27 protein-coding genes, 3 tRNA genes, 1 pseudogene and 1 riboswitch are annotated in these 25082 nt (G+C 49.7%); all 31 genes and pseudogenes read right to left on the bottom strand.

Annotation, left to right across the window (positions count from 1 at the left end):
- Positions 1 to 18: 18 nt before the first annotated feature.
- The gene (locus ACFPYJ_RS09025) at positions 19 to 858 is read right to left on the bottom strand and encodes an energy-coupling factor ABC transporter ATP-binding protein (RefSeq protein ID WP_379187778.1); all 840 of its coding nucleotides are present in this window, start codon (positions 856 to 858) and stop codon (positions 19 to 21) included.
- A complete protein-coding gene (gene cbiQ / locus ACFPYJ_RS09020; protein WP_379187777.1) occupies positions 855 to 1658 on the bottom strand; it encodes a cobalt ECF transporter T component CbiQ in 804 nt (267 codons plus the stop codon). Before cbiQ ends, ACFPYJ_RS09025 begins: the two co-directional genes overlap by 4 nt.
- Positions 1655 to 1939, bottom strand: a complete 285-nt coding sequence (locus tag ACFPYJ_RS09015) for an energy-coupling factor ABC transporter substrate-binding protein (protein ID WP_379187776.1) — start codon at positions 1937 to 1939, stop codon at positions 1655 to 1657. The genes cbiQ and ACFPYJ_RS09015 overlap by 4 nt, the downstream gene beginning before the upstream one ends.
- The gene (locus ACFPYJ_RS09010; RefSeq protein ID WP_379187775.1) at positions 1936 to 2706 is read right to left on the bottom strand and encodes an energy-coupling factor ABC transporter permease; all 771 of its coding nucleotides are present in this window, start codon (positions 2704 to 2706) and stop codon (positions 1936 to 1938) included. Before ACFPYJ_RS09010 ends, ACFPYJ_RS09015 begins: the two co-directional genes overlap by 4 nt.
- A 51-nt stretch (positions 2707 to 2757) precedes the next feature.
- Complete coding sequence (locus tag ACFPYJ_RS09005) at positions 2758 to 3120, bottom strand: (2Fe-2S) ferredoxin domain-containing protein (protein ID WP_379187774.1); 363 nt, start codon at positions 3118 to 3120, stop codon at positions 2758 to 2760.
- A gap of 33 nt (positions 3121 to 3153) precedes the next feature.
- Positions 3154 to 3717, bottom strand: a complete 564-nt coding sequence (locus ACFPYJ_RS09000; protein WP_379187773.1) for a cob(I)yrinic acid a,c-diamide adenosyltransferase — start codon at positions 3715 to 3717, stop codon at positions 3154 to 3156.
- Positions 3718 to 3764: 47 nt separating this feature from the next.
- Positions 3765 to 5171 (bottom strand): cobyrinate a,c-diamide synthase, encoded by a 1407-nt coding sequence (locus ACFPYJ_RS08995; RefSeq protein ID WP_379187771.1) that lies wholly within the window; start codon positions 5169 to 5171, stop codon positions 3765 to 3767.
- Positions 5168 to 6232 (bottom strand): cobalt-precorrin 5A hydrolase, encoded by a 1065-nt coding sequence (locus tag ACFPYJ_RS08990; protein WP_379187941.1) that lies wholly within the window; start codon positions 6230 to 6232, stop codon positions 5168 to 5170. The genes ACFPYJ_RS08995 and ACFPYJ_RS08990 overlap by 4 nt, the downstream gene beginning before the upstream one ends.
- A gap of 40 nt (positions 6233 to 6272) precedes the next feature.
- Positions 6273 to 7070, bottom strand: coding sequence for a precorrin-4 C(11)-methyltransferase (gene cobM, locus ACFPYJ_RS08985; RefSeq protein WP_379187770.1), 798 nt, complete (start codon positions 7068 to 7070; stop codon positions 6273 to 6275).
- Positions 7067 to 7783, bottom strand: a complete 717-nt coding sequence (cobI, locus tag ACFPYJ_RS08980) for a precorrin-2 C(20)-methyltransferase (protein WP_379187940.1) — start codon at positions 7781 to 7783, stop codon at positions 7067 to 7069. Before cobI ends, cobM begins: the two co-directional genes overlap by 4 nt.
- A gap of 4 nt (positions 7784 to 7787) precedes the next feature.
- On the bottom strand, positions 7788 to 9038 hold the full coding sequence (gene cbiE, locus ACFPYJ_RS08975) for a precorrin-6y C5,15-methyltransferase (decarboxylating) subunit CbiE (protein WP_379187769.1): 1251 nt from the start codon (positions 9036 to 9038) through the stop codon (positions 7788 to 7790).
- On the bottom strand, positions 9031 to 10134 hold the full coding sequence (locus ACFPYJ_RS08970) for a cobalt-precorrin-5B (C(1))-methyltransferase (RefSeq protein ID WP_379187768.1): 1104 nt from the start codon (positions 10132 to 10134) through the stop codon (positions 9031 to 9033). The genes cbiE and ACFPYJ_RS08970 overlap by 8 nt, the downstream gene beginning before the upstream one ends.
- 18 nt (positions 10135 to 10152) lie before the next feature.
- The gene (locus tag ACFPYJ_RS08965; RefSeq protein WP_379187767.1) at positions 10153 to 10803 is read right to left on the bottom strand and encodes a precorrin-8X methylmutase; all 651 of its coding nucleotides are present in this window, start codon (positions 10801 to 10803) and stop codon (positions 10153 to 10155) included.
- Positions 10793 to 11587: a precorrin-6A reductase gene (cobK, locus tag ACFPYJ_RS08960; protein WP_379187766.1), complete on the bottom strand. Its 795-nt coding sequence runs from the start codon at positions 11585 to 11587 to the stop codon at positions 10793 to 10795. The genes ACFPYJ_RS08965 and cobK overlap by 11 nt, the downstream gene beginning before the upstream one ends.
- Positions 11584 to 12519 (bottom strand): sirohydrochlorin chelatase, encoded by a 936-nt coding sequence (locus tag ACFPYJ_RS08955; RefSeq protein WP_379187765.1) that lies wholly within the window; start codon positions 12517 to 12519, stop codon positions 11584 to 11586. Before ACFPYJ_RS08955 ends, cobK begins: the two co-directional genes overlap by 4 nt.
- Positions 12520 to 12531: 12 nt before the next feature.
- The gene (gene cobJ / locus ACFPYJ_RS08950; RefSeq protein ID WP_379187764.1) at positions 12532 to 14175 is read right to left on the bottom strand and encodes a precorrin-3B C(17)-methyltransferase; all 1644 of its coding nucleotides are present in this window, start codon (positions 14173 to 14175) and stop codon (positions 12532 to 12534) included.
- 261 nt (positions 14176 to 14436) lie between these two features.
- Positions 14437 to 14640, bottom strand: a riboswitch (cobalamin riboswitch).
- Between the two features lie 349 nt (positions 14641 to 14989).
- Entirely contained in the window at positions 14990 to 15610 is a 621-nt protein-coding gene (locus ACFPYJ_RS08945; RefSeq protein ID WP_379187763.1) for a GTPase domain-containing protein, read from the bottom strand.
- On the bottom strand, positions 15607 to 16644 hold the full coding sequence (locus ACFPYJ_RS08940; protein ID WP_379187761.1) for a GTPase: 1038 nt from the start codon (positions 16642 to 16644) through the stop codon (positions 15607 to 15609). Before ACFPYJ_RS08940 ends, ACFPYJ_RS08945 begins: the two co-directional genes overlap by 4 nt.
- Before the next feature lie 118 nt (positions 16645 to 16762).
- The gene (locus tag ACFPYJ_RS08935) at positions 16763 to 17662 is read right to left on the bottom strand and encodes an SMP-30/gluconolactonase/LRE family protein (protein WP_379187759.1); all 900 of its coding nucleotides are present in this window, start codon (positions 17660 to 17662) and stop codon (positions 16763 to 16765) included.
- Between the two features lie 336 nt (positions 17663 to 17998).
- Positions 17999 to 18883, bottom strand: coding sequence for an ADP-ribosylglycohydrolase family protein (locus ACFPYJ_RS08930; protein ID WP_379187758.1), 885 nt, complete (start codon positions 18881 to 18883; stop codon positions 17999 to 18001).
- 30 nt (positions 18884 to 18913) lie between these two features.
- On the bottom strand, positions 18914 to 20365 hold the full coding sequence (locus tag ACFPYJ_RS08925) for a nicotinate phosphoribosyltransferase (RefSeq protein WP_379187757.1): 1452 nt from the start codon (positions 20363 to 20365) through the stop codon (positions 18914 to 18916).
- A gap of 42 nt (positions 20366 to 20407) precedes the next feature.
- A pseudogene (locus tag ACFPYJ_RS08920) lies at positions 20408 to 20951 on the bottom strand (cysteine hydrolase family protein).
- An 88-nt stretch (positions 20952 to 21039) separates the two neighbouring features.
- Complete coding sequence (locus tag ACFPYJ_RS08915) at positions 21040 to 21813, bottom strand: NUDIX domain-containing protein (RefSeq protein ID WP_379187756.1); 774 nt, start codon at positions 21811 to 21813, stop codon at positions 21040 to 21042.
- Between the two features lie 174 nt (positions 21814 to 21987).
- Positions 21988 to 22317, bottom strand: a complete 330-nt coding sequence (locus ACFPYJ_RS08910) for a low molecular weight protein tyrosine phosphatase family protein (RefSeq protein ID WP_379187939.1) — start codon at positions 22315 to 22317, stop codon at positions 21988 to 21990.
- A gap of 49 nt (positions 22318 to 22366) precedes the next feature.
- On the bottom strand, positions 22367 to 22936 hold the full coding sequence (locus ACFPYJ_RS08905; RefSeq protein ID WP_379187755.1) for a GNAT family N-acetyltransferase: 570 nt from the start codon (positions 22934 to 22936) through the stop codon (positions 22367 to 22369).
- A 43-nt stretch (positions 22937 to 22979) separates the two neighbouring features.
- Positions 22980 to 23126 carry a nucleoside triphosphate pyrophosphohydrolase family protein gene (locus ACFPYJ_RS08900; protein ID WP_379187754.1) on the bottom strand — a complete coding sequence of 49 codons (147 nt, stop codon included), beginning with the start codon at positions 23124 to 23126 and terminating at the stop codon, positions 22980 to 22982.
- A gap of 21 nt (positions 23127 to 23147) precedes the next feature.
- A complete protein-coding gene (locus ACFPYJ_RS08895; protein ID WP_379187753.1) occupies positions 23148 to 23657 on the bottom strand; it encodes a hypothetical protein in 510 nt (169 codons plus the stop codon).
- A 148-nt stretch (positions 23658 to 23805) separates the two neighbouring features.
- The gene (locus ACFPYJ_RS08890; protein WP_379187752.1) at positions 23806 to 24396 is read right to left on the bottom strand and encodes a P-loop nucleotide/nucleoside kinase family protein; all 591 of its coding nucleotides are present in this window, start codon (positions 24394 to 24396) and stop codon (positions 23806 to 23808) included.
- A gap of 247 nt (positions 24397 to 24643) precedes the next feature.
- A tRNA-Thr gene (locus ACFPYJ_RS08885) sits at positions 24644 to 24719 on the bottom strand.
- A 36-nt stretch (positions 24720 to 24755) separates the two neighbouring features.
- Positions 24756 to 24832 (bottom strand) — tRNA-Asp (locus ACFPYJ_RS08880).
- A gap of 25 nt (positions 24833 to 24857) precedes the next feature.
- A tRNA-Met gene (locus tag ACFPYJ_RS08875) sits at positions 24858 to 24934 on the bottom strand.
- Positions 24935 to 25082 lie beyond the last annotated feature (148 nt).

The following is a 25082-nucleotide window of genomic DNA, read 5'->3' as shown; positions in this document are numbered from 1 at the left end:
CACAGAGAGTCGGCTCAATCAGAAAGACATAGCGTTAAATATTAGCTGTTTAAATTCCGCGACATTCCGAGGAGGATTTGTCCCCCTGCGTAAGGAATCGGGTAAGGCCCCCCACATCTCCAATAGTAACGGCAGTTCAAGACCGAGAGAAACGATCTCGTTTTCCCTGTTAAACACCTCGACCGGCGTGCCTTCCATCAGGCATTTCCCATGGTCCATAACAAGAATCCAATCCGCCCAGGCATAGGCCAAATTCATATCGTGTGTAGCCATCACGACGGTGATGCCGTTGTCATGAATCCGGTTTAGCTCTTCAATCAACTGCTGCTCGGACAAGCGGTCCAAATAAGCGGTAGGTTCATCCAGCAGGAGCAGCTCGGGTTCAAGCACCAGCACTCCTGCAAGGGCAACACGTTTTTTTTGACCGAGACTCAAGTGGTGAATCGGTGTGTTCGCCAAATTCCCAAGACCCATGGCCGCGAGCATACTGTGTGTACGCAGGCTGATTTCCTGCTCAGGTATCCCGGCGTTACGGAGACCATAGGAAATATCTTCATAAGGAGTACTGAGTATCAGTTGCTGTTCAGGATCCTGAAATACAAGTCCGACCTGTTGCCGTAGCTTTTTTAAGTTCTCCGAACGATAGGAGAGAGGTGAATCTTTCCATATTATTGTTCCGGCTGCAGGCCGGTGGAGGCCGATCGCATGCAGGAAAAAGGTAGACTTTCCGGACCCGTTATGACCACAAATCGCGGTCTTTTTCCCTTGTGGTATGTTCATCGTCAATCCCCGGAGAGCGTCTGCGCTGGTGCCCGGGTAACTGTAGATGACATCAAGCGCCTCCATTATCGATTTCATGTCGTTTCCCTCCATCGGATCCACAATTCTAAAAGCAATAATAAAGCAATACCTATTCCGCTCTCCCATTTATATCGAGGCGGCACAGGATTGGACCGGTAAGGAGCCATACGTATTTCATCTGTAAACCCCCTGGCTGACAACCCATGCGAAAGCCCTTTATATCTCTGCATCGTTTTGCCGAACAAGCGAACGATCAGAATGGCCGTGTCGCTAAGTCTGCTGCGGAACCTTGATTGACCCCCGCGGGCTTTTTGGGCGGAATACATCTGGGAAGCCGTATCTGTAAGTACAAATAAAAAACGATACATGATCAGCATCAGTTCCAATATCAAAGAGGGCATGTGCAGCTTTTTCATAACTTGAAACAATTCGGATATGGGAGTGGTCAGCATCATAAAGGTGAGGCAGGATAAACAGGCAAGAACTCTCATAAACAAGTGACCAGCCTTATACAAGCCCGACTCGGTGACAAAAGCCGCCCAACCCATAAAGGAGAATTGCGCGATGACGGGAGAAAGCGCTGACGATGCATGGATCGATTGCAGCTCGATCATGATCGCCGGTAAGCCGGTTGCATAAAATAAACAAGGAGTCCCCATGAGCAGTATGTAAAATTTAAACGGTATGCGGGCATACAGCACAATCCATATAAAAATCCAGCTAAACACCACTAGCTGTATGATGGGATGAGACAAGTAAGAGAGCACAAACAGAACGGCTGCGAATCCGCATTTCCACAAGGGCGAGACGGACCGCAGCTTATTCAAGTAAGAAAGAGAATCTATAAGTTTAATCATTGCTTCTTAGCTCTGGAAGATTTGCCTTTAAACCATCCGATGGCATAACCGATGAAACCCGCACCAATGGCCGCTTGCAGGGCAAAGAGCATACTTTCGGTTTCACCGGGAGGATTAAGCAGCGATGAAAACCATGGTTTATAAGAAGGATTCTGCTCCTTGATGATTTGTTCGGCGGCAGCATCCGCTCCGCTAAAATCACCATTCACCAATAGTAATGGAAGGACCGCCAATAAAACCACCGCCAGCAACATCAGTGCATTTTTAACGCTGTTAGTCATGATTGTTTTACTCCTTTCATTCTACGGTGCAAAGCGGAAAATTCCTCCGAGCTGTAGGCTTGCAACCAGTTCCAAATCAATACAGTGAGAAGTCCTTCGCTAATGGCCAACGGAATTTGGGTGATGGCAAAGATTCCCCCGAATTTTACAAATGATGCCAGGACGCCGCCGCTCTCCGCAGGAAACGCCAAAGACAATTGAAGCGAGGTAACCACATATGTGGTCAAATCGGCCAAGGCCGCAGCCATAAATATGGACAGCTTTTGTTTTCCCGATGCCCGCATCATCCAATTATATACGATGTAGCCAACCATAGGACCTGCGACCGCCATAGAAAATGCATTGGCTCCAAGGGTAGTCAGACCCCCGTGAGCGAGCAGTAATGCTTGAAACAATAAAACAATAGAACCGAGTACACTCATCGGCAACGGACCGAACATAACCGCGCCCAAACCCGTCCCAGTCGGATGCGAGCTGCTTCCCGTTACTGAAGGAATTTTAAGTGCCGACAAAACAAATGTAAAAGCGCCCGCCAGGCCCAGCATAATTTTCAGCTCCGGCGTTTCTTTCGTTATTTTGACCAAGGCCCTGAGTCCCAAAATGAAAAAGGGCACAAAGACTACCCACCAGAAAACAGCCCAACCCAGCGGCAGAAACCCTTCCATAATATGCATGGCATAAGCTGACTGAGGCTCATTAACGAATAAGTACAGTGTAAATCCTAGAACTAGCAGCAGTGTGCTGATTGACCTTGCCTTCAATTGCATGACCTCCCCAAATCATTAATATTGCATCTATCATAAGCATATCTGCATGCGCTAATTTGCCATTTTGTTTGTTCCCGGAACTGATTGACCGGAAGCGACAAACCGTTCCTGATATGAATAAACGAGCTGCTCCTCAAGCATTTCATCTGCTGCCAGCTTGCGTATCAGTTCTCTACCGAGCTCGGGGGTCATATCCCGATACCATAGACCGGCGGGATAAGCGATTACGACACACGCATCCTGGCACCGGCCATTGCAGCGCGTTCTCGTCGTGTGAATACGGCTGTCTGCGCCAAGCGCTTTAATTTCCTCACGAATGGCCTGTGTTACCTCTTCTCCCTGACTCCTCATACAGCTGCTTCCATTGCAGAGAAGCAGATGACATTGCGTTTCTTCCAGATTCCATGTACTCAAGGCGAGACCCTCCTTTTAAATGACTTTCATCGTTCAATACTCGATGCCCAATAAGGCAGGAACGCCTTCATCATAGTAGTGTTTTTTGACTTGAACCTCAGAAACCAGGTCCGCTTTATCTACAATCTCCTGTTTAGCCCCTCTGCCCGTAATAACAAGATGGAGATGGCCTGGTCTGCGGTCGATTAGCTCCAGCACCTCCTGTAAGGGCAAGACATCGTCGATGGGAAACTTCTCAATGGCTAACGCATTATTGAGCTCATCCATCACAACGACATCCCAATCCCCGCTCATCACTTCTTCTTTGGCGATTAACCATGCCGCTTGAAGGGCCTCGCGATGCTCCTCCGGTGTTTTCGTCCATGTGAACCCAATACCGAGCTGACGCATCTCAACACCCAATTTACGAAGTGCAATTTGCTCACCGTATGTTCGCTGCGGGGATTTGATAAACTGTAAAATAAGCACCTTATATCCCCGGCCTACGGCTCGAACGGCCAGTCCAATCGAAGCCGTCGTCTTGCCTTTGCCGTCGCCTGTATAAACGAGTGTATAGCCTTTACGCTTCGATCTCCGATCATTCTGTTCATTTTCCATTAGCGATACCTCTTTTCCTCAAATAAATAACCGGGGCCGGCACAGGATTACAGCTTACTTTCGGCGAAACGGCTTTTGCGATACTCGTGACATATTCCGACCCACCTTGACGCGGCATCCGGGTTTGAAGCAAAATGAACATGCGTGTACCCCGCCAAAATATTGCCGCTGCAGTATCCTTCTTTCTTGACGCCCCGTAAGCCCGTAGTCTCGTAAGCATAAGGATAAGTACCGCTGTTATCGACCATTAGCGTTGAATAATGAAATTCATGCCCCCGCATGCGCGAATCTTCAGGCAGAAGCAGGCTGTCTTGTATCGCTCTTACCTCCCGATAACCGAGCGCTGCCAGCTTAGGCTGCATTTCCACGATTGCCGGAATAATGCCTGCCATTGGATAGGTCTGTCCGAAGCGGTCCTTAATCGAACGACACAAATACATGTAACCCCCGCATTCGGCGTAAATCGGCATGCCGCCTGCAGCGAGCGTATGCAAATCCTCCTTTAAACGGACGTTGTCAGCCAGTTTAGCTGCAAACTCTTCCGGGAACCCGCCTCCGAAATAAACGCCGTCGGCATCCGAAGGAACCGTTTCCCCGGCCAACGGACTGAAGTAAATGACCTTAGCGCCGCAATGCTCAAGCATCTCCAGGTTTTCCAGGTAGTAAAAGTTAAACGAAGCATCGCGGGCGACTGCTATAGTCGGACCAGACTCCCTTTGTGATGCCACCAGCCGCTCTATCGGTAAAGCTAAAGCAGGCGCATCATTCGCAAAGGATAAAATCCGATCCAGATCAACCTTGGCTTCCACCTGCTGCGCGGCAAGCTCGAACAGCGGATTCAGCTCGCCGCGTTCAATCGCCGGGATGAGCCCAAGATGCCGTTCGGGAATGTCCAGCTCTTCATTGCGGCCAAGCCAGCCGACAACCGGTATCCCGCATTCTTGTTCAATAGCGGATTTCACGATACGGTAATGACCTTCGCTTCCGCATTTGTTCACGATGACCCCGGCAATCCGAGCGCCTTCGTCCAGCTTTTGAAAGCCCATTACGACAGCCGCCGCACTGCGAGCCATACTTTGAACGTTGACCACAAGAATAATGGGGCAATCCAGCAGTTCAGCAATGTGTGCAGTCGAGCCTTCATTGCTTAACGGATTTTTTCCGTCATAAAGACCCATGACCCCTTCGATAACGGACACATCGGCACCATCCGAGCCTCTTATGAAGATTTCCTGCATAGTCTCATGGGGCACCATCCACGTATCCAGATTACGCGAGGCCCTGCCCGTAACGGCGGTATGATAGGTCGGATCAATGTAATCCGGACCGCATTTAAAACCTTGCACCTTTACTCCCCTGCATCCGAGCGCTCGCATGATTCCGATGGTGAGCGTCGTTTTTCCCACTCCGCTTCCGGTTCCGGCTATAGCAAAACGTGGGCGATACGCGTTCATATTCTCACCCCTCCGGCTTCTTCGGCAGCTGGAATGCGTGCGACCGAGATCGTGCAGTTGCCGATCTTCTTCTTTTCCAGCAGCCAGTCTACCGCACCAGCGCAGAGCAACGCAGCCGGCTCGCTGACACCATAAGCTCCGGTATAGCGATAGACGGTCTCCGACGGATTTTTAAGCGAGATTGTATTCAGTTCTTCCGGTGTATACGTAATAAGCTCCCAGCCATACTTCTTGCATACATCCAGCAATCCTTGCTCATCCTTCTTCAAATCGATCGTCGCAAGGCTGCGTACGCTCTTTACGGACAAACGCAGCTCGTTCAATGTAACCAAAATGACGGCTTCGATTTCTTCCGGCGACGTTCCCCGATTGCAGCCCATGCCAAGCACCAGGCTTTTGGGACGATATAACACGCCATTGCGAAGCAAGACCGACTCCTCGCTTGCGTCAAGCAAGCGATCCGTGACGACAAGCGCAGCGTCAAATTCCGTTTTCATAGCCTTATTAGCAGAATCATATACACGAATAGATGGCGGAAGCGGCTTATCGTACATCCACCAGTTTTTCTCCCCTGCCTCCTGCACGACGACCACTCGTTCCTCATTTACGACTGAAGCGCTGACCGGCGTCGCTTTCTCGAAGCTTTCAATGACCCAACCGAATGAGCGGCCAAACATATCAACGGGAATAGTCTGCTGCACATCGGAAGCCGTCGTAATAACCGGACGCGCGCCTATCGCCTTCGCAGCTTCCCGAGTAAGCTCGTTGGCTCCTCCTAGATGTCCGGACAATACGCTGATCACATGCTCACCGCGATCGTCGATCACGACAACCGCCGGATCCTTTTTCTTATCCTCTAGAATCGGCGCGATCATCCGAACGACGGCACCCAATGAAATAAATAAAATAATGCCGTTGTAGCTCTTGAACAGCTCCGGAAGGATGAGCTTAACCGAGCCTTCAAACAGACGGATGTTTTTGTCTGACTCATCCCCGCGAGCAAACTTGCTCATGTAGTACAAATCCGTTGCCGGGAAAATGTCTGCGAGACCGCGTGCCATCTCCACGCCGTGCTTCGTTATCGCCACGACAGCGTATGGCTTATTCACTTGCCTTCACTCCCCTTCGGTAACCGTGCGTAAACGTTTTATCATAAAGCTTGGACCGATGCGCATCCCGCTCCGTGATGGTCGGATCAAGCGACCAGCCCGCCAGGATCATCGCATGCATGCGGATTCCCGCTTGCCGCATGTCCTCATCCAGCTTATTTAATGTCGTACGGACGATTTTCTGATCCGGCCAGGTAGCACGCTGAACCACCGCCACGGGCGTATCCTCGGACCAGCCGGCTTCTATAAATTCCTTCACTACCTTTTTTGTTAGCGTGGCGCTTAAGAACAAGGCTACCGTGCAATGATGGGAAGCCAGATCCCTCAGCTTCTCACGTTCAGGAACAGGCGTCCGTCCCTCGGCGCGCGTCAGGATTACCGTTTGCGTCAAATCCGGCACGGTTAATTCCGCGCCCAGTACAGCGGCTGCCGCAAACACGGAGCTGACTCCGGGAATGATCTCGTAAGAAATGTCACTCTGTTTAAGCAAAACAAGCTGCTCCAGCACGGCACCGTACATCGATGGATCACCCGTATGGACTCTCGCTACGCTTTTGCCGGCTCGCACCGCTTGCACCATGACGTCTACCATCTGCTCCAAATCCATGCCAGAGCTTTGCAGTACCTGGGCATGCTTCCCCGCTTGCGCAATCAGGTCATCGTTAACGAGCGAGTCGGTATACAAAACGACATCCGCCTGCTGCAGGATGTTTAACCCTTTGACCGTAATGAGCTCCGGATCGCCGGGTCCGGCTCCTACGATATAAACCTTCGGTTCCAACGCCGTCATTTTCTCACCGCCATTAACGTCAAATATTCAAGCTCATATCCCTTCAACACGCGAATATCGCGCCAGATTGTCTCATACGGCGATGTCGCCTTCGTCACAACGGACGCTTTACTCGTCAAACCAAGCTCTTCCAATAGATCGATCATCATATCGATGACCTTGGCCACCTTAATAAAAATAACCGTGTCATGCTCTTCGATCGCTTTCTTCATCGCAGTCCTGTCGTCCGTTGCCGGTATGATCGCAACCTGCTCATCACCGTCTGCAAGCGTAATGCCAAGCTGCGCAGCAGCTCCCAGCACAGAAGAAATGCCTGGCACGGTGCGAATCGGAACCTCGGGGTGAAGCTCATTCATGAGACGAGACATATGAATAAAGGTGCTGTACAGGTTCGGGTCTCCTTCGGTTACAAAGGCAATGTCCTTTCCCTCTTTTAATTGCTCCCAGCATAGGTCTGCTGTCTTGTTCCATTCCTTCCCGAGTACGGCTGGATCCTTGGTCATCGGAAAGATCAAGCCAAGCATTTCCTTCTCGGCAGGGTTCACATACAGCTCAACGATCTCGAGTGCATACGACTTACCGCCCATTCGCTTCTTGGGGTAAGCGATGACCGGGCACTCCTTCATCAAGCGAAACGCCTTTATCGTAATGAGCTCAGGGTCGCCGGGTCCAACGCCAATACCATAAAGCGTGCCAGTTCTCGGAACATTTATCACGTTAATTGTTCTCCTCTGTTGTCGTTTTTTTCTCGGCCTTAAAGCCTGTAATGACGTAGATCGGATTCAGCCCTTCGAACCTTGTCATATCCAAAATCGGCTTACTTCTCGAAATCTGAACAAGCGTCACGCGGGCTTCGAATCCTTCTTCTTTCAAGGCACGACAGGAATCCGTCAGCGTTTCGATCGTTGCCGCGTTAATGACGAAGCGTCCTCCCGGGCGCAATCTGCTGCAGCAAATTCGAATAAGCTGGCGAAGCTCTCCCCCGCTTCCGCCAATGAAGATCGCATCCGGATCTGGCCATGATTCAAGACCCTCAGGTGCTTTCCCGTGCACAATTGTGAAATCAGTCCGAAACTTAATACGGTTCTGCTGAACGTTTTCCATATCGCCTTCATTCTTCTCGATGGCAAACACTTGCCCATAAGGAGCGAGCCGAGTACTTTCTACGGCTACGGACCCCGAACCGGCGCCGATATCCCACATCACGCTGCGCGAATGAAGGTTCAGTTCGGATAAGCTTAGGATGCGGACCTCTTTTTTGGTAATCAAGCCCTTCTCCGGCTTGCGCTGATGGAATTCCTCGTCTTCGAAGCCGAAGGTACGCGCCGCATAAGCCACCTCTTGGCGATGGCGAAGAATGACAATATTAAGCGGTGAAAAGCTCTCTGCCGCCATATCCTCTAAGGAATAGAAGCTGCATCGTTCCTGCTGGCCGCCTAGATTTTCCGCAACGAAGGCTTCATATTCCCTCATATTAAATTGCAAAAGATACGATGCAATCGCAGATGGCGTATTCGTATCATCAGTCAACAGCGCTACTTTCGATTTACCGTCGATACGCTGCGCCAAGCCTTGCAGCGGACGTCCATGCACGCTCTCGAGTGTTGCGTCCTGCCAGCTTTCGCCCATTCGGGCAAAGGCCAATTGTAACGAACTCAGGTTTGGATATATATCTACAGCCTCGCGGCCAAGCTTGGCTGCAAAAAAACCGGCTATGCCGTAAAACATCGGATCGCCTGATGCGAGCACAACCACTCGTTGATGCTCGCGCATTTGCGCAACCTGTGAAACCAATTGAGATAAACCGCCTTTTATAACAAGCTTCTCCCCTTGGAACTCAGGAAAGAAACCAAGATGCCGCTCTCCTCCAACTAGCACCTCCGCGGCCTTTACCAATGCTAAGCCTGCACCGGACAATCCGTGTGCACCATCGTCACCGATGCCAATAATCGCTATTCGGTTACCCAACAATTTCCGCCCTCCCCAATACATCGCCTTTCATCGTGACTAATACCGTCTCCACAACCAATCCTCCATCGACATGGTTCACGGCGTGTTCCGATGCGTACTTGCATAATAATTGAAAATAGGTTGCCAACCCGGCTTCGATTGCCAAATCCGAAGCATGTGATGCCGTATTCGCTCCCAAAATAGCATCTCTTAGAGCATCATCACCTCCGGCTTGAACGGCTACACTCGCTAAAAAATTCAAATCAACCGGTGCGCTTTTGGAATGCACCATCATGACGCCTTGCGCCACCTTTGAGAATTTCCCCATCATCCCGATGAGGCTTACCCTCTCCATGCCAAGCCGTTTGGCATGTTTTAATGAAAAGCCTACAAAATCACCCATCTGTACGAACGCTTCCTCGGTGAGCTCCGGAAGAAGCTTCATCGCATATTTCTCGCTGCTTCCGCCTGTAGTTAACACGATATGCTTACAGCCTGAAGCTTTGGCCACCTGGATTGCTTGTACGATGCTCGCTTTATAAGCGGAGGTAGAGAAGGGAACAACGGTACCCCGGGTCCCGAGGATTGAGATCCCGCCTAGAATGCCCAATCGGGAGTTAAGTGTTTTTTTCGCAATCTCTTCCCCGTCCGGAACCGAAATGACGACACGGACACCGCGATCCACCTTATATTCGATAAGCACCTCCTGCACGGCACGAGTAATCATTCGTCTGGGCACAGGATTAATCGCAGCTTCTCCGACTGGGACAGGAAGACCCGGCTTTGTCACCCTTCCAACGCCAATACCGCCATCCAATTCGATACCTTCTCCGCCGCTCCACGTAACCGTACATATAATTTTTGCTTTGTGCGTGGCATCCGGATCATCGCCGCCATCCTTGATGGTCGCGCATTGCGCCATGTCCTGCGTCAGCTCACACTCTATTAATTCGAAAGTATGAAAAAATCCGGCTGGCAGCCATATCTCTGCATACTCCACTTTATTTTGCGTGATAAGCATCGTTACTGCCGCTTTAGCGGTTGCTGTCGCGCATGCTCCTGTCGTATACCCATGGCGAAGCGGTTGTGCTTCCGTTTCGACACCGTCGCTCATGCCGTCATCTCCTATTCCTTATTTCAGAGCGGTCGCCATAATGGAGATCGCATTAATGGCCGATACAACGATGGTACTCCCACCCTTGCGTCCAATGTTTGTGATGAATGGAATATCCAGCTTTCGTAATTCGTCCTTCGATTCCGCTGCCGATACGAAGCCGACTGGCATACCGATAATAAGCCCGGGTCTTGCTTGACCTTCCTTCACGAGCCGTATTAATTCAAGCAGAGCTGTCGGGGCGTTTCCGATCGCGTATATACCGCCGTCCGCCTCTTTAATCGCCTTACGCATGGAGATAATCGCCCGCGTCGTATTCAGTCGTTTGGCTTCCTCCATGACATCCGGATCCGATATATAAACCTTAATGCCACCGCCAAAACGTTCAAGCCTCTCCTTGCTCACGCCGGCTTGAATCATTTGCACGTCTGCTACGACGGTCCTTCCTTCGCGAATCGATTTAATCCCGGCTTCAATGGCATCCTTGTGGAAAACTAGACTGCGGCCAAGCTCGAAATCAGCGGAAGCATGGATGATCCGCTGCACGACCGGGTATTGCTGCTCCGTGAAAGGATGCTCCCCCAGCTCCTCTGTAATAATCTCAAAGCTTTTTCCTTCAATCTCTTGCGGCTGAACGGTTAGCGGTTTGAATTCCGTCTTAAAGTCCATCGTGTCCCTCCTGTTCATATGAAAGAAGCACCTTAAGTCGGTCTAATACACCGTCATAGTGCGTGAACACATCGCCGAATTCCAGCTCGGGACGCGATATGAGAAGGACATGAATGTCCATCGCCAGAGCCGCATTAACCTTTTCGTCCACGGCTCCGATCTTCCCACTTTCCTTCGTAATCATGACGGTCGTACCAAATTTCCGATACAATGCCTCATTTAACTCACTGGAGTAAGGCCCCTGCAAGGCTATTATGTTCTTTTGTTCAATGCCAAGCTGCTCACAAAGTTCCATATTATCTTTGCGCGGAAGCATTCTAGCGACGAGCCGAATGTCGGGATCCTGCAGCAGATGCTTGGCGAAAATGGCCAGTGTTTTGCTTCCCGTTGTGAGCATAACGGAGCCTTTGAGCCGTTTCGCTTCCAGAGCGGCTTCCTCGTAAGAGGAAACGACCCTCAGCATAGGGTGATCATCATACACTAAAGAGGATCGCTCGAATCGAATGTAAGGCAGCCCGGCTTTTTGGGCTGCTCGCATGGCATTTCGATGGGCTTCCTCAGCGAATGGATGACTCGCATCTACAATCGCCTTAGCATTCGATTCACGCAGCAGCTCAATCATTTGATCGGAGGTTAACCGACCGGTTCGTACGGTTATACCTGCCTCATCCAAGCTTTTCGCTGCGTTATCCGTGACCACAGAAGCAAGCAGCGGGTAGCCAGAAGCTTTCATCCGAACAGCCAGCTCACGTGCATCACTCGTCCCGCATAAGGTGAAAATCATGAAACAACCTCCCGTTTTTTGTCAGGATGCTGATGATTGTGATCATGATGGTCATGATCGTGATGGTCATGGTCGTGATCGTGACTGTGCCCATGATCGTGATCATGATGATGATCGTGATGCTTAGCCGCTTCCATCCGATACTTGCACATATCACAGTTCATCAGAGCACGGCCTTCGCTAGCCTCCTCCACCCGGTCAAGCAAAAGCTCAACCAGCTGAGGATGAAACCCGAAGTAACCGGCAAGCTCCACGTCGATATTCGGGTGTGCTACTGCAAATTCCGCTGTCATTTGCTCGATTCTTTTGATTAAGATACCGGTAAAAAGAAAATACGGCAGCACATAAATTTTCTTCGCGCCAAGCAGCTTGCAGCGCTCCAAGCCCTCCGGAAATGACGGCTCCGTCACCCCGATAAAGCTGCTCTCTACCCATTTGATAGGTAATTTCTCCCACAAAAGGCGGGCCATTTTCAAAAAATTGCTGTTCGCATCCGCATCACTGCTGCCTCTGCCGAGCAGCAAAACGGCTGTGTCCTGGTCTCGCTGGCTTGTTTCTCCATTCATCCTGTATCCGGCTTCCGTCAAACGCGACGCCAAAATATCGAGCACCTTTTGGTGGATGCCGATGGGCTGTCCATAGGCAAAGGAGACGTTAGGATATTTCAATTTGGCATGATCGATTTCATGCGGGATATGGATCTTCGAATGTCCTGCGGCAAATAAAATAATGGGCACAAGTACAATTCTTGTTGCACCAGCTTCAACACAACGGGCGATACCCTGCGGTATAGTTGGGCTCACGAACTCCAGAAAGCAGGTCTCCACCCATCTTCCCTTCGCACTTGTCCTTACCGAATCCGCAAAACGAAGCATTTCCTCGTTCCCTTCGTTATCACGACTGCCGTGACCTACCAGCAATATGGCTTCCATATTTTCTCCCCCTTAATCTCCGCATACGGCATCAACGATCACCGGCGCTATGTATTCTAAATGTGTAAATCCTGCTACCTGCCCGACGCGTTTAAAAAATTTATGGAACCGTTCACCGGGATGACCTTTTTCCGTGAATTCCTTTACGACTTGCTCCACCGTTTCAACAATTCGGTCTGCCGGAATGCCTTCGACAACGTTCTGCCCGGCATGAGCATTGCGCCCGATTTGTTTGCCGCCCAAAAATAAATCATAACCGCCTTTGCGATAGACGATTCCGATATCCTCCATGACAGCTCCATAACACGCCATGCCGCAGCCATTCAATCCAATCTTCAATTCTTTAGGCGCACCAATTCCCCCAAACAGCAGGTGAAGCTCTTCCGCAACAGGAATGGCCTCGTCCTTCTCCAAATTACAGAAGTCGCATGCTTTGACTTGAACGATGTCGCCGATCGCAAATACAAGCAAATGATGTTCTTTTAAGCGGGTGACAATGGTTTCCGCATCATCCGTCGGCACTCGCAGCAGTACTTGATGCTGAGTCGTATATTCAAGCTCGCCTTCGTCGCCTGCCAATTCAGCTAATAAGCCCATCTGCTTGGCAGTAAACTTCTTATTCGCGATCCCCGGAGATACACCGACTTCAAATATGGATGGGGTTTTTCTGCGTACCTCGGGCACCTGCATCTGCACGTTAGACTCACCGGATACAAGTCCTTTGCTCTGCAGCAGCTGCAATGCTTCATTCGCAAGCTCAGCCGAGTTTAAGGAATGCTGCTTCTCCGTCTCTTCTTCTTGGCTTTCCTCCCACTCTTCTTGTGCATTTAGCGACCACGGTTCTGCTTCGGTACGCAGACGTTCATGAGGCTTTAACGATTGTACATCTGAATTCAATGTATATTTGCGTTGATACCCGCGAGGGGTAATAATTTTACCGTCATAAAGAAATGTTGATGAGTTGCCGATAATGACCGTTGTCAGCATCCCAATATCATGCTCCAGCATATCTCCGAGCGTTGTGATCACCACATGCTCGCGGTCTCGATATGCACTTTTTACTAATCCGACGGGTGTATCCGCTGAACGGTATTCTAGTAGAATCCGCTGTGTCTCTACGATTTGCCGCGTGCGGCGGCCGCTTCTTGGATTGTAAAGCGCAATGACGAAGTCGGCAGATGCCGCAGCCTCAACCCGCTTAGCGATGACCGCCCACGGGGTCAAATGATCACTGAGCGAAATCGTGCAAGCATCGTGCATGACAGGCGCACCGAGCAGCGAGGCACACGAGTTGATTGCAGAGATTCCCGGAATAACCTCAATCTCCACTCCAGCAGCCTCTGTCCAGCCTTTTTCGATTAAAACTTCAAATACAAGACCGGCCATACCATACACACCAGCGTCGCCGCTGGAAATAACCGCAACCTTTTTGCCGAGCTCCGCCTGCCTCACCGCTTCACGTGCACGGCTAACTTCTTCCGTCATGCCCGTCCGGACGATAGTTTGGTCAGTCAACAGACCACTGATTAAATCGACATAGGTATTGTAGCCGATGATTGTATCACTCTCTTGGATGGCTGCCCGGGCACGATCAGTAATATGCTCGTACGAACCTGGACCAAAGCCGATTACCAATAGCTTCCCTTTGTTACTCATGCCATTTCCCTCCTCACCCCAGTCCTCCTAGTAAAATCTTTGGAGGCCGGTCGTACTAGGATATAATCTTAATTAGATACCGAGCGTCAACTTCAATCCTATAGATAACGCTCATGCTGGTTGCGCACAAAAAAAGCACTCCCAGCCAAAGAGGCTGGAAATGCTTTAGAAACACAAACGGAATCACCCAAATGCCAGGGCATTTGAGAATTATCCATGTGCTGCTGTTACATTCCAACACTCTCCTATTACGCGTAGGATCCATGTTATATGAAATGGGCAGGTTTCCTGACTTAAGGCTCTAGTTTCCAGTCTTCCCAGGTATCTCCCCAGTGACTATTAATGAAAACGTAAATATGCCTATTACAGTGGCGCGACCGTGTCGGATTTTAACCGAGCTTCCCTATTAAGTCTGCTTCCATTACAACATCATATGGAGCAAACACCCAAATCATTTCAATTTATTATATAAGAATATATGATCAAAAATTATTTGTATACCTATAGTTTAAAAAGCACCCTATAGAATCCCATATCTACAATAGCGTCAGAAACGGGTGTCCCACTTGTACATCGTTATCATACCGTAACGACTATCAATAATGGACAATATTAGGACGAAGTCCCTTGCCTCCCTGCTAGTTCAAAGAAATTCTTTCTGAACATTCCTCAACATGCTTTGCAATGATGTCTGATAATAGAGGCGAAGCCTAGCGATTGCTGGAGGAATCGCGCGATGAGCGTACATGATGCTTAAGCAAAATCGTTAAGAGAATGCAGTCGCTGGCGGTCGCGGCATGGGCTGGACTCGCACTCATCCAAGCCCATGCAAGGCGAAAGCCTTTATCTGATCGATCCCCGTCTTCGTCCGGTTACTGAACAGTACAGCGCGCCCGTCGAACCGTTCCGAGAATTCTTCCCTTACGTCTGCAAGCTCAGCTTCCGACAGCCCTTCTGCGAAGCTCCGCGCTACCATTGTCCGCTGCACAAGGGATCGGTCCTTCAGCCGCTGCCACAATCGATCATCGGATTCATGAACTTTCCCCTTCAACACGAGCAGCAGGCGGTCAAACTCCTGGAATGGAAACCCATTCAGAAAAGCTCCAACGGGATGAGCGAGCGTATCATAGCCCGGCGCATCTACGAAAGCTGCATCCCCGCAGTAGTGAATGAGCGGTGCATCCAGGCTCGCGCTCCAGTCGGTGGCGTCCGTCTGCTGTCCAACGACCGGCCTCGGGACACAGATTCGATCCGTTATGAGGTCAATCAATGCTGACTTCCCCGCTCCAGGCTGACCGAGGACAGCAATCTTGAGCCTGCCGCCGCGGTATTGAGCCAGCTCCGACCGCAGCCGGAACAAATTCTGCTCGAGGACGGTTGGTCTTGGCGCTGCAGCCTTTGACAGCAGTGCTGCCCGCCGTTTCCTCAGCATCATTGCGCAATACCGAGCTCTTCCTCCAGAATCTTCTCCGCAAGCAGATGGCAGTCATTCAGGTACGATTTCCCTGCCGCCAGCGTCATTCCAAAACCAGCCGCCGCCGCAATGGCTTGACCCACGATCGGTATGAATCGTCCAACCTGGACGGAAGCCTCCCGACCGGCAAAACGCTTCAGCAGCAGCAGTATGCCTTCCTTAGTCGAATATTCGAGCACCTGCTTGCCTAGCGGCAGCAAGGAAGGAATGAGCTTATTCACCTTCTCGTCGCTGAGCCCGTACGACTTCCTTATATCGTTAAACTGCTTGAGCATAATGGAGATATCCACGCCAATGTTGACGCCAGGCACGGGGTTCAGGCCATTGGCTGCAGCCAGCCCCGCATATTTGTAGACGGATTTCTCGCATGCAGCGCGCTTCGCATCCAGATGCTCCTTGCTGTAGGCTTTGGCTGAACGGGCGTATTTGTCCCTTTTGGCCGGATCGAGTGCCGCATAGATCGCATCAACTAATTCCGTTAAACCAACTTTCGTCCGGCAGCTGACGAACAGTACATTTTCTGCAGATCCCACATGCTTGCGGACATCGGCAATAATATCGGCCTCGAGCTCCTCCGTCGTCTTGCCTTCTTCCCACAGATCATCTTGTTTATTGCGCACGAAGATGCAGACTCTGCCCTTATCCTTAAGCTCTTTGAAGAATGCCGAGTCCGCTTCGTGAAACTTTGAGGAGAACACGCATAAGAACAAATCCAGCTCTTCCGGCTGAAATTGCTCCATCCATCTGTTCGGCGGAAATTTGGATGTGCCGTATCCAGGGAGATCCACAAGCAGCAGCTCTTCATGCTCAATCATTTTCGCTTCGGTTGTCATATCCGTCGTTGCGCCTGTTCTTGCCACCGGCTGACCGACGATCAGGTTAATCAGCGAGGATTTGCCCGCCCCCGGCTGGCCGAATAAAGCAATCTTCAGCTTCTCATTTTGCTCGTCCTCAATTTCCTGGCGCAGCTTCTCAGCATCAATGCGAATACTCATAGGATGTACACCTTCCATCAAACAGATTGATAACGACATCTTGTAATGATTTGCTTAAGGGGCCTATAGATAACCATACCCGATCTATCCGGTATTCGACGCGGCGACGATCCTTCTTTTACTTTCCAAACGAATACGTCTGCGTGCCTCCTACAGATGGTTTAAAGGTGAAAATCCCTCCGGCATGCGGCTGGGTGTGAAGCTGATCATCAGCAAGGCCTACTCTTGCGGTAGTAATAAACAGCGTTTCCAGCTTCTCGCCGCCAAACGCACAGGAGCTCGCCTTCGCTACCGGAACGTAGACGGAGTCGATTTTCTTGCTTGTCCTCGGATCCCATCTCGACACCTGCCAGCCATCCCAATGCGCGATCCACAGCATGCCTTCAGCATCAATCGTCATCCCATCGGGAAAGCCCGGTTCCGTCTGAAAATCGATCAATAATCTCGGGCTGCTGAGCTCTCCCTTGACCGCATCAAACTCAAACGCCGTTACCGTCTGTTTCATCGAATCGATATAATACATTTCCTTCTCATCCAAGCTCCAGGCGATCCCGTTTGAGACTCCAACATTCCCGAATACCCGGCGGCAGCTGTAATCCGTCTCCAATACATATAAGGAGCCTCGGCATTCAACCTCGACATCCTCCATCGTCCCCGCCCAGAATCTGCCCGCCGAATCGCATTTGCCGTCATTGAACCGGTTTTCAGGGAGATCCGACTCGGGATCGACAATGGTTGTCAGCTGCTTCGACTTCAAATCATAAGTTTCAAAGCCGTCACTCGTCGCAAGCACAACGTGATCATTCCCCGCACAGACGACCGCCCCAACCTTCTTCCCTATCGAAAATTCCTCGTTTACTCCTGTAGACGGATCAACTCTGCAGAACTTTTCGCCCCGAATATCAACCCAATAGAGCATCCCCTGCTCGGCATTCCATTGCGGCCCCTCCGCCAATATAGCCTTTGTATCCAAAAGCAGCTCTGCTTCATGAGTATGTGAACCTGATTGCGTTTTCATCACGTATCCGTCCCCTCATTTAATTAAACTCCGTCTGTGCAGCACTTTCTAGAACTGCTCGCCGCTTCTGCACTGGCATGGATCATTTCCCGTTGCACAATCAGCAATAGCTGGATTGGGATAGCGGAATAGCCGCTTCAACCCCTCTGAAACTCCATTTTCATTCCGGCATCTACTGGCTTGACCTCTGATGTCCTAAGCTGTATGAGCCTATAATAGCATGTTCGAAAATGAATAAATACAAGACATTTTCCGGTGGTTTCCCTTCAGCAGCTGCAATTACGCCAAAAAAACCGCAAGCTTACGACCAAATAGTCATAAGCTGCGGCTCCTTTTTTAAATCAGGCTCTCACGGAATTCGTAGATTCGGGTACATACATCATCGAGCTGACTTCGGATAAGAATGGATGACTTATATCGCTCTGGTATGCTATCGAACCCGTAATACACACCGGCAAGCCCCCCGGCAATGGCTCCGATCGTGTCCGAGTCGCCTCCGGCATTAGCTGCTTGCTGAACGACTTCCTCAAATGAACCGGCATGCCATAGCAAATGGATGACCCAGCGAAACGTATCGACAACGAAGCCGCTCGGCTCACAGTCCGGCTCACCCATAAGTATCCCTGCGTACGCGGTAGGTTTAACTTCCGCTTCAATCGCATCCCGAAGATTCTCATCATTCAATACCCTGTATACAATGCGGTTATAGATGATACACGCCTCATCACACCGGTTATCATAATGCGTCATCCTCGACTGCATTCGGGACATCTTCTCTATGTCCGCTAAGTCCGAGTAACATAAGCCTGCCGGAAGGCAGCGCATCAACGTTCCATTGCCTGCGCTTTGCCCCATTCGCTCATGAACCCGGATTGCCGCTTCAAACCAGTCACCTGCATAGGACTGGAACACCGCTCTAATGATATTCCCAATATCCTTCGGCTTGGAGTGATACCACGTCAAGAACTTCTCGCCAATGGCGTTCATCGGAGCCTCCGGCTGCTGCAATATCCCTTCCGCAACGCATATCGTCATCCTCGTATCATCCGTGACCTCGCCAGGCTCCAGGTTCCAGACACCGCCGCCGATCATTTCAGTCAGATAGCCGTGTTTCGCTTCATTTTCACGTTTCGTCATGAATTCCGTCGTACCGCCAAGCGCATCCCCGACAGCAAGGCCAAAGATACCGCCTTTTATCCGGTTATATAGGCTTAGATTCATCATAATCCCCTCCCCCGGAGTACTCGCCGCTTATTCTTGATGCTGATGGATCAGGTCCATCTTCAGCTGCCAAGCCTTCATGCTCAGATTAACCCGGTAGCCTTCCGGATTCAGCTTACGCAGATACTGCGGCCAGAACAGCTGAAGCTGCTTCTCATGATAGGATCGAATCGACTGAAGTTCCGGCAGCTCATAAACAAGCTCACCATCTGAGAATATGGGATGCAGCAGCGGAATGGCTTCGTAATGATCAATAAATTTATGAATGTACGGATGCACAGGATCGAAGAGCTTAATCCGCTCCTCTCTCTTTACGTCCTCTTCCTCACGGAGCGTAATGTAATCCGCTTCCGCCCGCCCTGTTTCCTTATTAACGATCCGGTATACATCCTTGAAGCCGGGATTCGTCATTTTCTCCGGGTTACCCGAAACTTTAATAACAGGCAGGTACTCCCCTTTCCTCTCGCGGGCAACCAGCTTATAGACACCGCCCAGTGCCGGCTGGTCTGCAGCTGTAATGAGCTGTGTCCCCACACCCCACGAATCAATCCGCGCCCCCTGCGCCTTCAAGTTAACTATAATGTTTTCATCCAGGTCATTCGAAGCCATAATCTGTACGCCGTTCAATCCCGCATCGTCGAGCATCTGACGCGCACGCTGCGATAGATACGCAAGGTCACCGCTGTCAAGCCGGATTGCATTCAACTTCTTCCCTTGCTTCTTCAGCTCATGTGCGATTCGAATCGCATTAGGGACACCGCTTTTGAGTGTATTGTACGTGTCCACCAGAAGCGTCACCTGATTGGGAAGCGCCTCTGCATACCGGCGGAATGCTTCCTCCTCCGTGTCATGTCCCTGAATCCAGGCATGCGCATGCGTTCCTTTGGTCGGAATGCCGAACAGCATACCTGCGCGCATATTGGACGTAGCATGGAAACCGGAGATGTAAGCTGCTCTTGCGCCCCAAATTGCAGCATCCGCTTCTTGCGCCCGCCTGGTACCGAACTCCATCAGAATGTCTTCCCCTGCAGCCTGCTTCACACGTGATGCTTTGGTTGCAATTAACGTTTGAAAATTCATCACGTTGAGCAGCGCCGTCTCAATCAGCTGCGCTTCGAATACCCGCGCCTCCACCCGGATCAGAGGTTCGTTTGCAAATACAAGCGTTCCTTCCTTCATCGCATGCAGATTGCCGGTGAAACGGAATTTGCGCAGCTCCTCCAGGAACTCTTCTTGATAATTCTCCTCCTGCTCGCGCAGATAGTTGATTTCCTCATCGCCGAACCGAAGATGCTGCACATAATGCACGATCCTCTCGATTCCTGCGAATACCGCATACCCGCCGCCAAAAGGTAATTTCCGAAAATACGCCTCAAACACGGCTTTATCGTTCAAAGTTCCCTGCACCCAGTGCGCGTACATCATATTGATTTGATATTTATCCGTATGGAGCGTTAAATTGTCGTAGATCAAGCTGTTCATCTGAGCACGTCCTTCTCCCGTTATGTCTGAATAGCGTTCCACTTAATAGCCTGTGACAACCGCTGCACCCAGTGAATTGGTAAAATGGGATAGCGCCCACGTATGCCCCGCCGGATTTGAAACTTGCAGCTGCATCCTCGTGTACATGAATTTGATACCCTTTGTTGTAAGCATCGACAGCCGTATGAAGAACGCATATATCTGTACAAACACCGATCAAATGAAGCTCCGTAATCCCGAGCTCTCTTAGCCGCAGCTCCAAATCTGTTCCGCAAAATGCACTGTACCGGGTTTTATCCATCCAATAAATTCGCTCCCGGTTGCTTTCATGAACGTTCCTCAGCTTCCCGTACAATTGCCTTCCCTCTGTCCCCCGAATATTATGCGGAGGGAACAGCTTATGTTCAGGATGGTGCACATTCGATTCCTCATGCAGATCTACAGCCATGACTACAAAATCGCCGTCCTCTATGAATTTCTGTGTGATTGCGGCAATCCGTCCTTCAATATCGACTCCAGGCTGTCCGCAGGGCAGCTTCCCGACGACAAAATCAACCGTATAATCAATCACGATCAATGCTTTCATTTTAGATAACCTCCCCAGTATGAATGGTTCAATTTAAACCGCTACCCATAACCTCAATATGACAATATCAATACGGTAAAAATAAAGCCTAGCTGTAGATGGACAGCTGAGGCACATAATCATTAAATCGGTACAACTGCGCAGCACGTTGAGAGTACCGGTTGGACATTTTCAGATCCCCATGAAGATCCCGCACTTCCTCTATGATTCCCTTGCGGCTCTGCGTTGATGTAATTTTACGAACAAAATTACGCTCCTCGAACCCGGGCATGACCGTCTGAATCACCTGATAGAGCTCGCTGATCGTGAACTCCTGCGGCAAAAACTCCCTGGCGATCGTTGTAGTGAGCATTTTGTGCTGAATCCGATTCAGCGCATCCTTAATCACAAGCTCATGGTCAAACGCCAAATCCATCTTAAGGGCTTTTTCCACAGTGAACAAACGAACATCTGCCGCATCGTCTGCCGCTCTGCGATTCAGAAGAAGCGATTCATTCACAAGTGCAAAGAACGTATGCGAGATCATCCATCCCCTGGGGTCGCGTCCCGGCTCACTGTACACGTTAAAATACTCCATATGCACATCTGCTACCCCGGTCTCTTCAGCCAGTTCACGTTTCGCGCAATCGTACATTGTCTCTGACTCTTTACAAAAGCCTCCCGGCAGTGCCCACTGTCCCTCAAAGGGCCACAGCTTCCGCTGAATGAGCAGCACCTGCAGCTCACGTTGAGGGAGTGATTTCTTTGCTGCGTTCCTCTCTTTCGACGTAATCGTGAAAATCACGATATCTGCAGGTGCCCCATCCGGCGTTCTGTATTTGTTTGCTGTATAATTGGACCCGTTCTCGAGCGGTTCGCTCATCGTTATCACCTGTCTGAGTAGGTTTAATGTCGTAAATCAAATAAGTCATTTCGATAAACTCATTATGACATAATTATTTTTCGGTTGTCAAGCGCCGCTCTTTCAGTCATCTAGCGATCTTCTTCCTCAGCAGCCTTGGAATCACTCCATATTCGTCCGTTTATCCGGCTCTTTTCATAGATCAATCTCCAAATACTCCGAAACTCTCCCCTTCAGAATTTCGATAAGCTCTTCATCCATGAACTTATAATCGTCCGGGATATCCAGACAGATTACCTGTTTTCCAGGGAGCATCTCCTGAAACTTCTCCTTCATTCGCCGAACGTGCTTCTTTTCCATTGCAAATATAACGTCAGCCCAGCCGACATGACCGCCAGTGATTTTGATTCTAGCCGCTTCCTCTGTACCCGCTGACCTCACATCCAGCCCTTCATAGCCAGAGAAAATCTTCTCCGCAGTAAGGCTTCTCCATTTATTACGGCTGCATACGAACAATACTTTAATTGGAATATCCACTTACCGATCTCCTAATGAACATAATGGTTTCATCATATCAATTCGAATAATCCGCTCTAAGAATACTAAATAAGTCCAAATCAATAATTCCTTTCCCTGTCCACAGTGCCGCTTGCCGTATCGTTCCTTCATGGACAAAGCCATTCTTCATCAGCACGCGCTTGGAGCGTTCATTGAGCAGCATGACTTCCGCCTGAATCCGATTAATGCCGACTTCCTCGAAGAAATACTTCACCACCGCACTTACCGCTTTTGCAGCGATCCCTTTACCCCAATGCAATTCAGCCAAAAAATAGCCAATCGTCACCATATTGATTTTTTGATCAAAGCCAAACGCTTCGATGATACCAATCGGACTTTCCCCACTGTTCTTGAGAAAAATACCCCACTTTATTTTTGTACGCTTGTTATAATCCCGTTCAAAATTTCCGATCATCTTAGCAATTGAAACCTTGTTGCGCATAGGGATAATCCCGCAAAAATGAAACACATGGCTGTTGCTGTATATCTCATACATCGCATCCAGATGGCTGTCCTCAATCTTCATCAGCACGATTTCACCCGACTCCAGCACCGGGAACTGCTCGAATACTACATTCAGGTTCATTACTTATCTCTCCCCTTTAATAGGATTCAAACCGCAATGAAGCTTAATCCACCTCAATCTCTTCTTGAAGCTTCTTTTCGAGTGCTTCCTTATATTCACTTGGATCAAGAATTCGTGAACGATACGAATGTCCTTGATGTTGTATAATGGCCGGTATCAAGTCACGCACTAACTTATTATAGACAGCCACGTTTTGCTCCACTCCTTTATTCTAGGCAAGCTCATTGAGCGTCAGCAGCATATGATCAATCAGCTCAGGAATATCGCCCATTTGCTCTTCACTAATCTTGCGATTAAATCCAACTTCAATCGTATTCTCATAAACAACCGGGTTTTGACCATAACTGAAACTGAGCGTTTGCTTCAGTGATACCTCAGGCTGCCAGATCTTCTGAATGATTTCCTCGATTTCTTTGCACTGTTTCGCAACATCATCGATTTGCTTATGAAAGCGTAAGCTAAGCGTGCATGCAGGCGGTTCACTCGACTGCTCCAATATCTCCGCAGCCAAATCTTTAAGAGAAGCCTCCAACCTAATCTCGGCCGTAACCTCTTTCCTTTCCGTTAACGTGAATTGCAGCGCAAAAAACCTCGACATGACGGATAGCTCCATCCGGTCTATCCGATTCGTCACGAGAATCTGCCCCGTCAGGTTATCCAAATCATAGATCTGATTCTCGATCGCTACTTTTAAATTATCAAATACAGTCGGGTCAAACATCGGTTAGTCCTCCTAAACATACAGCTTGGCTCTGCCTGATCCAAGCTTATTGCGTTAGCATGACGAATCATCTACTCGACAATCCGGGACAACGGTATGTAAGCAAGTTCATGATACTTCTAACAACCCTTATATCTGATGCATAGAGCTAGGATTCACCATAAACAAACCGCTCTAATCGTGCGAGATCATGATCAGACATCACTGCAGAGTTATCATAAAATAATATGGATGCAGCATCGATATTCCATTCAATCTTCCGAGGTGCGAGTGAATGACGGAACGTTTCCCAATTTTCCAGCTTCCACTTATCCAGAGCCGAACCTCTTGCTTCGATTCGCTGCCGATACATCAGCTCATCTTGTAAATGGACGATAATAACCTTCACATCAACCGTTTCCGGAGACGCGCCGATACTCGACAGCTCTCTCTCCAGCCAATACCGGTCCTTTGTTTCTTTCGTAAATGGCCCCACAACCAGTGCATCCGTACCGATAGCTATATTCTCCAAGGCTGCGTCCATCGTTATCCGATAACCCAGATCTCGACATAACCGCTTGTATTCAGCTGAGTCGCGATCCTCAGGATCCAGCCCTGCCTGGCTCATAATCGCCGCTGCTGCAGGTCTTAGCAGCGTGTCCATATCGAAGAAAGCAGCCCCACGCGCAGCAGCAAATGCTTTGGCTACCGTTGTTTTCCCCGCTCCTGCTCCGCCAAGTACAAATATTAATTTCCGCATACGGTCCGCTCTCTCCTTACCATTCCTAAACTCTCCTATTTAATGAAGTGAGCTTAACCTTATCATTTCTCGCCAGATATTCATGAATGCGGCGTACAATAGGATATGATTTCAATACATCTAATTATCCATTCGACATAATACGATTATTTTCCTTTTTATCTCATCTGTAGGTAACGTCCGCGGAAGTTAATACCAACCAACAACAAGAAAAACCCCATCCTGAGGATGGGGTGAAATTTTTAAATGGTGCCGGCGAGAGGATTCGAACCCCCGACCTACTGATTACAAGTCAGTTGCTCTACCAACTGAGCTACACCGGCAAGTTATAATGGCAATTAACCTTTTTTGTTTTGTAATGGCGGAGCTGACGGGATTCGAACCCGCGGTCTCCTGCGTGACAGGCAGGCATGTTGGGCCACTACACCACAGCTCCACTTTAATATTCTGCGTGTAATAATTGGTTGCGGGGGCAGGATTTGAACCTGCGGCCTTCGGGTTATGAGCCCGACGAGCTACCGGGCTGCTCCACCCCGCGTCAATGATCAACTATGAACATACACCTTGAAAACTGAATACGAACATAAGATGAATTCCTTAGCTGTAATAAAGATATAAGTAGGATAAGCCCTCGACCGATTAGTATTCGTCAGCTGCATGCATTGCTGCACTTCCACCTCGAACCT

Source organism: Paenibacillus solisilvae (assembly GCF_042656405.1).
GTDB classification, from domain to species: Bacteria; Bacillota; Bacilli; order Paenibacillales; family Paenibacillaceae; genus Paenibacillus_Z; species Paenibacillus_Z solisilvae.
The sequence above is the reverse complement of the archived record's forward strand: the minus strand, read 5'-3'. Positions and strand labels throughout refer to the sequence as shown.

What these genes read in the sequence shown, in the direction of transcription:
- ACFPYJ_RS09025 (WP_379187778.1), bottom strand. Translation starts at nt 858, where the DNA reads ATGAAATCGATAATGGAGGCGCTTGATGTCATCTACAGTTACCCGGGC.
- cbiQ (WP_379187777.1), bottom strand. Translation starts at nt 1,658, where the DNA reads ATGATTAAACTTATAGATTCTCTTTCTTACTTGAATAAGCTGCGGTCC.
- ACFPYJ_RS09015 (WP_379187776.1), bottom strand. Translation starts at nt 1,939, where the DNA reads ATGACTAACAGCGTTAAAAATGCACTGATGTTGCTGGCGGTGGTTTTA.
- ACFPYJ_RS09010 (WP_379187775.1), bottom strand. Translation starts at nt 2,706, where the DNA reads ATGCAATTGAAGGCAAGGTCAATCAGCACACTGCTGCTAGTTCTAGGA.
- ACFPYJ_RS09000 (WP_379187773.1), bottom strand. Translation starts at nt 3,717, where the DNA reads ATGGAAAATGAACAGAATGATCGGAGATCGAAGCGTAAAGGCTATACA.
- ACFPYJ_RS08995 (WP_379187771.1), bottom strand. Translation starts at nt 5,171, where the DNA reads ATGAACGCGTATCGCCCACGTTTTGCTATAGCCGGAACCGGAAGCGGA.
- ACFPYJ_RS08990 (WP_379187941.1), bottom strand. Translation starts at nt 6,232, where the DNA reads ATGGCACGCGGTCTCGCAGACATTTTCCCGGCAACGGATTTGTACTAC.
- cobM (WP_379187770.1), bottom strand. Translation starts at nt 7,070, where the DNA reads ATGACGGCGTTGGAACCGAAGGTTTATATCGTAGGAGCCGGACCCGGC.
- ACFPYJ_RS08970 (WP_379187768.1), bottom strand. Translation starts at nt 10,134, where the DNA reads ATGAGCGACGGTGTCGAAACGGAAGCACAACCGCTTCGCCATGGGTAT.
- ACFPYJ_RS08965 (WP_379187767.1), bottom strand. Translation starts at nt 10,803, where the DNA reads ATGGACTTTAAGACGGAATTCAAACCGCTAACCGTTCAGCCGCAAGAG.
- cobK (WP_379187766.1), bottom strand. Translation starts at nt 11,587, where the DNA reads ATGATTTTCACCTTATGCGGGACGAGTGATGCACGTGAGCTGGCTGTT.
- ACFPYJ_RS08955 (WP_379187765.1), bottom strand. Translation starts at nt 12,519, where the DNA reads ATGGAAGCCATATTGCTGGTAGGTCACGGCAGTCGTGATAACGAAGGG.
- cobJ (WP_379187764.1), bottom strand. Translation starts at nt 14,175, where the DNA reads ATGAGTAACAAAGGGAAGCTATTGGTAATCGGCTTTGGTCCAGGTTCG.
- ACFPYJ_RS08945 (WP_379187763.1), bottom strand. Translation starts at nt 15,610, where the DNA reads ATGATGCTGAGGAAACGGCGGGCAGCACTGCTGTCAAAGGCTGCAGCG.
- ACFPYJ_RS08940 (WP_379187761.1), bottom strand. Translation starts at nt 16,644, where the DNA reads ATGAGTATTCGCATTGATGCTGAGAAGCTGCGCCAGGAAATTGAGGAC.
- ACFPYJ_RS08935 (WP_379187759.1), bottom strand. Translation starts at nt 17,662, where the DNA reads ATGAAAACGCAATCAGGTTCACATACTCATGAAGCAGAGCTGCTTTTG.
- ACFPYJ_RS08930 (WP_379187758.1), bottom strand. Translation starts at nt 18,883, where the DNA reads ATGAATCTAAGCCTATATAACCGGATAAAAGGCGGTATCTTTGGCCTT.
- ACFPYJ_RS08925 (WP_379187757.1), bottom strand. Translation starts at nt 20,365, where the DNA reads ATGAACAGCTTGATCTACGACAATTTAACGCTCCATACGGATAAATAT.
- ACFPYJ_RS08915 (WP_379187756.1), bottom strand. Translation starts at nt 21,813, where the DNA reads ATGAGCGAACCGCTCGAGAACGGGTCCAATTATACAGCAAACAAATAC.
- ACFPYJ_RS08905 (WP_379187755.1), bottom strand. Translation starts at nt 22,936, where the DNA reads ATGAACCTGAATGTAGTATTCGAGCAGTTCCCGGTGCTGGAGTCGGGT.
- ACFPYJ_RS08895 (WP_379187753.1), bottom strand. Translation starts at nt 23,657, where the DNA reads ATGTTTGACCCGACTGTATTTGATAATTTAAAAGTAGCGATCGAGAAT.
- ACFPYJ_RS08890 (WP_379187752.1), bottom strand. Translation starts at nt 24,396, where the DNA reads ATGCGGAAATTAATATTTGTACTTGGCGGAGCAGGAGCGGGGAAAACA.